Here is a 3,247-nt window from a genome sequence, read left to right as displayed (position 1 = left end):
CTTCCGTGGCTTCTCAGTGTCGGTGGATGCCGTAGGTCCCGTCATGATGGCGGTGAGCGACTACGGACAGTATGAGGCTGCCCTCCATCTCAACCTGCGTGACAGGTATTTCCCTGTGGTAGAGGTGGGTTACGGCAAGGCAGACCACACGGAGGAGAATACACAGATGTCTTATAAGACGAGTGCACCGTTCTTCCGTGCCGGAATGGATTTCAACGTGTTGAAAAACAAACACGACATCTACCGGCTTTATGTGGGAGCGCGGTATGCATTCACTTCATACAAGTATGACCTCGCTTCGCCGGGAGTTGCAGACCCCGTGTGGGGAGGCGTCACGCCATACGAGGTGAAGGGCGCAAAATGCAACTATCATTGGCTTGAGGCTGCCCTGGGAGTAGACGTGAAGCTCGTCGGTCCGCTGCATCTCGGCTGGAGCCTGCGCTACAAGCAGAAGCTGACAGCCGACGAGGGGCAGCTCGGCAAGTCATGGTATGTGCCGGGATTCGGAAAGACTGGCACTACGGCTTTCGGTGCTCTCTTCAACATCTCGCTGGATATATAGCATGGTGCATCCAGAGGAAGGCAATCTCTGATGTTGATGTAAGAAATGAAGGTATACGTCGATATATAATAAAGGTATATAAGGTATAATTCAAAGAGACATAAATGCAAACAAATCAAAGAAATATGGATAATAAAAAGAAAATGAGATACCTCAAGTTGGGTATCCTCTCGTTTGTCGTTATAGCAGCGGTGCTGATTGTAGCCAAGCAGCGCAATGCTCCGTTTCAGAAGAATACGGGCTTCGTGTTCGGCACCGTTTACAATATTACATATCAGAGCGACAAAGACTTGCAGCCGGAAATCGAGGCTGAGCTGAAGAATGTGGACAATTCGCTTTCCACTTTCAATCCAAAGTCCATTATTTCCAGAATAAACCGCAATGAGGATGTCGTGGCTGACAGTATGTTCACCGAGGTGTTCAAGTTGGCAGAACAGGTGTCTGGAGAGACCGACGGAGCTTTCGACATCACCGTGGCGCCATTGGTGAACGCATGGGGATTCGGATTCAAACACGGCAAGATGCCTGACAACAGGAAGATAAACCAGCTGAGGAAGATAGTAGGCTTCCATAAGGTAAGCATGAAGAGTGGGAGAGTGGTGAAGAAGAATTCAGCCACGATGCTCGACTGCAGTGCCATCGCCAAGGGCTATGGCTGCGATATGGTGGCGCGCCTGCTCGCCTCAAAGGGAATAAAGAACTATATGGTGGAGATAGGAGGAGAGATTGTGGTGAGTGGCGTCAACGACGAGCGTATGCCGTGGAAGATCGGTGTTACGAAGCCTACCGACGATTCGCTGAACGTGAACCAGGAACTGCAGACCGTGCTCAATGTCACCGACAAGGCGATGGCGACAAGTGGAAACTATCGCAATTTCTATTATAAGAACGGCAAGAAATATGCCCATACCATCGACCCCAAGACCGGTCGCCCCGTGCAGCACAATATCCTGTCTGCCACGGTGATTGCCGACAACTGCGCCACTGCCGACGCCTATGCCACATCATTCATGGTGCTCGGTCTCGACAAGGCGAAGAAGGTGTTGGAGAAGCATACGGAGCTGATGGCTTATTTCATCTATTCTGATTCTGAAGGAAAGAATGCTGTGTGGTTCTCTCCTTCGATGAAGGGATATATCGTGGATAAATAATATATTGTGGGTAATCACTTCAATCCATATAGTCTGCTGGCTCGCCTTCCTCTGTTCCAGGGAATGAGCCTGAGCGAGTTTGACAATGTCATAGCTCATGTCAAACTTGGCTTCTCCAAGGTGGAGCGGGGCGGAACGGTTGTTGCCGAAGGAGAGGTGTGCAACGGACTGTCGTTTGTCTTGCAGGGCGAACTGGATGTGGAGACGGTTGCCGACGATGGTGGGTATCGCATAGTGGAGTGTGTTGCCACGCCTTGCGTGTTGCAGCCCGAGCGTTTGTTCGGATTGACACAGCGGTACTCACGCAAATTCATTGCCGCCACGGAGTGTAACCTCCTGACGATAGACAAGGCGGAGATAATGAAAATCGTTACTGCCTCTGAGGTGTTCCGCCTCAATCTGATGAATATCCTTTGCACTTTGACTCAAAGGATGCAGCATCTGCCCTGGCGCCGAAGACCTGAGGGCATCAGAAAGAAGATTGCTTTTTTCCTCTCTTCCCGTTGTCTCCATCCTGCCGGCAAGAAAACGCTTGTCGTTGGTATGGTGAGACTGGCAAGGGAGATCGGCGAGAGCCGTCTCAATGTTTCTAAAGCCCTGCATGAGCTGGAGAGACAGGGACTGCTCGAGATGGGGAGAGAAAAAATCGTGGTGGCAGCGCTGGAGAAACTGTAAGCCCCTCCAACCATTTCCTGCTCCACTGATGAAAATCTGATTTTACCCGCTAATGAAATAATAAAACGGGTTCTGTCGGTTCAAATTAACATATCAAGCTTCCTGATGCTTGATTTTGGTTAAGCGTCCTGATTACCATTGGAGGGAGACGGCTTAATCCCGTTTTAGGATTAGATATTGTCTCTATAATCCGCCGGAGTCATACCGTATTTCTTTGAGAACAGTCTGTAGAACGTCTGTCTCACCGGCACACCGCATTCCTGGGCGATGGCTTCGATAGAATAGTTCGGCTTTTCCTTCAGCAGCTTTGCCGCACGCTCCATACGCAGGTTGTTGATATAGTTAGTGAACGTCAGCTGTGAGTATTTGTCGAATACGGCATTGAAATGGCTTGTCGACATTCCGGCTTCGGCTGCCACTTCGGTTCTCGATAGTTTGGTGCGGATGAACAGGTTCTTTTCGAATATAATCTTCTCAATCTTCAGGAATTGCTCATACTCCTCGTTGTGAGCCTTGCTGTCAGTCTTCTTTTCCGTCTTTACTGTCTCACCGGAGTTCACAGCCTTTCCTTTGTCATCTGTTGCAGATGCCTTGTCATTGGCTGATGCTGCATTATTCACCTTGTCTGGATGTTCCGACATCCTGTCGAAAAGTTCCGTTTTGTATTTAGACAGTTCCCCGATGAGCGATGACGACACCCTGTTCTTGTTCTTTATTATCCTGTTGTCGCGAATGACGAAGACAATCAGTGTGATACAGATGAAGAGCAATACACCCATGATGATGTTTGCCCATCTGTTTATCGTCAGCTGCTTGTCCTGGTTTTCTATATAACCTCAAATCCGCAACTACGCGCCTA

Annotated in this window: 4 protein-coding genes; 3 read left to right on the top strand and 1 reads right to left on the bottom strand. The window is 49.4% G+C overall.

The window, feature by feature from the left end:
* From QVO99_RS02810 to QVO99_RS02800, 3 genes are all read left to right on the top strand, one after another.
* A partial coding sequence (locus QVO99_RS02810; RefSeq protein ID WP_288176894.1) for a DUF6048 family protein occupies positions 1 to 562 on the top strand: 562 nt, incomplete at its 5' end.
* A 143-nt stretch (positions 563 to 705) separates the two neighbouring features.
* Complete coding sequence (locus QVO99_RS02805; protein ID WP_022316071.1) at positions 706 to 1,713, top strand: FAD:protein FMN transferase; 1,008 nt, start codon at positions 706 to 708, stop codon at positions 1,711 to 1,713.
* A gap of 6 nt (positions 1,714 to 1,719) precedes the next feature.
* On the top strand, positions 1,720 to 2,388 hold the full coding sequence (locus QVO99_RS02800; protein WP_022316070.1) for a Crp/Fnr family transcriptional regulator: 669 nt from the start codon (positions 1,720 to 1,722) through the stop codon (positions 2,386 to 2,388).
* Between the two features lie 170 nt (positions 2,389 to 2,558).
* Here the strand turns inward: QVO99_RS02800 and QVO99_RS02795 are convergent, their stop codons facing one another.
* Entirely contained in the window at positions 2,559 to 3,167 is a 609-nt protein-coding gene (locus QVO99_RS02795) for a helix-turn-helix transcriptional regulator (protein ID WP_022316069.1), read from the bottom strand.
* Positions 3,168 to 3,247: the final 80 nt, after the last annotated feature.

The organism is Prevotella sp. CAG:592 (genome assembly GCF_000436015.1).
GTDB lineage: Bacteria > Bacteroidota > Bacteroidia > Bacteroidales > Bacteroidaceae > Prevotella > Prevotella pectinovora.
Note: the sequence above shows the minus strand (reverse complement) of the source record. Positions and strands in the feature narration are given on the sequence as shown.

Coding starts and splice junctions, on each gene's coding strand:
- QVO99_RS02795 (WP_022316069.1), bottom strand. CDS start 3,167: ATGGGTGTATTGCTCTTCATCTGTATCACACTGATTGTCTTCGTCATT.
- QVO99_RS02805 (WP_022316071.1), top strand. CDS start 706: ATGAGATACCTCAAGTTGGGTATCCTCTCGTTTGTCGTTATAGCAGCG.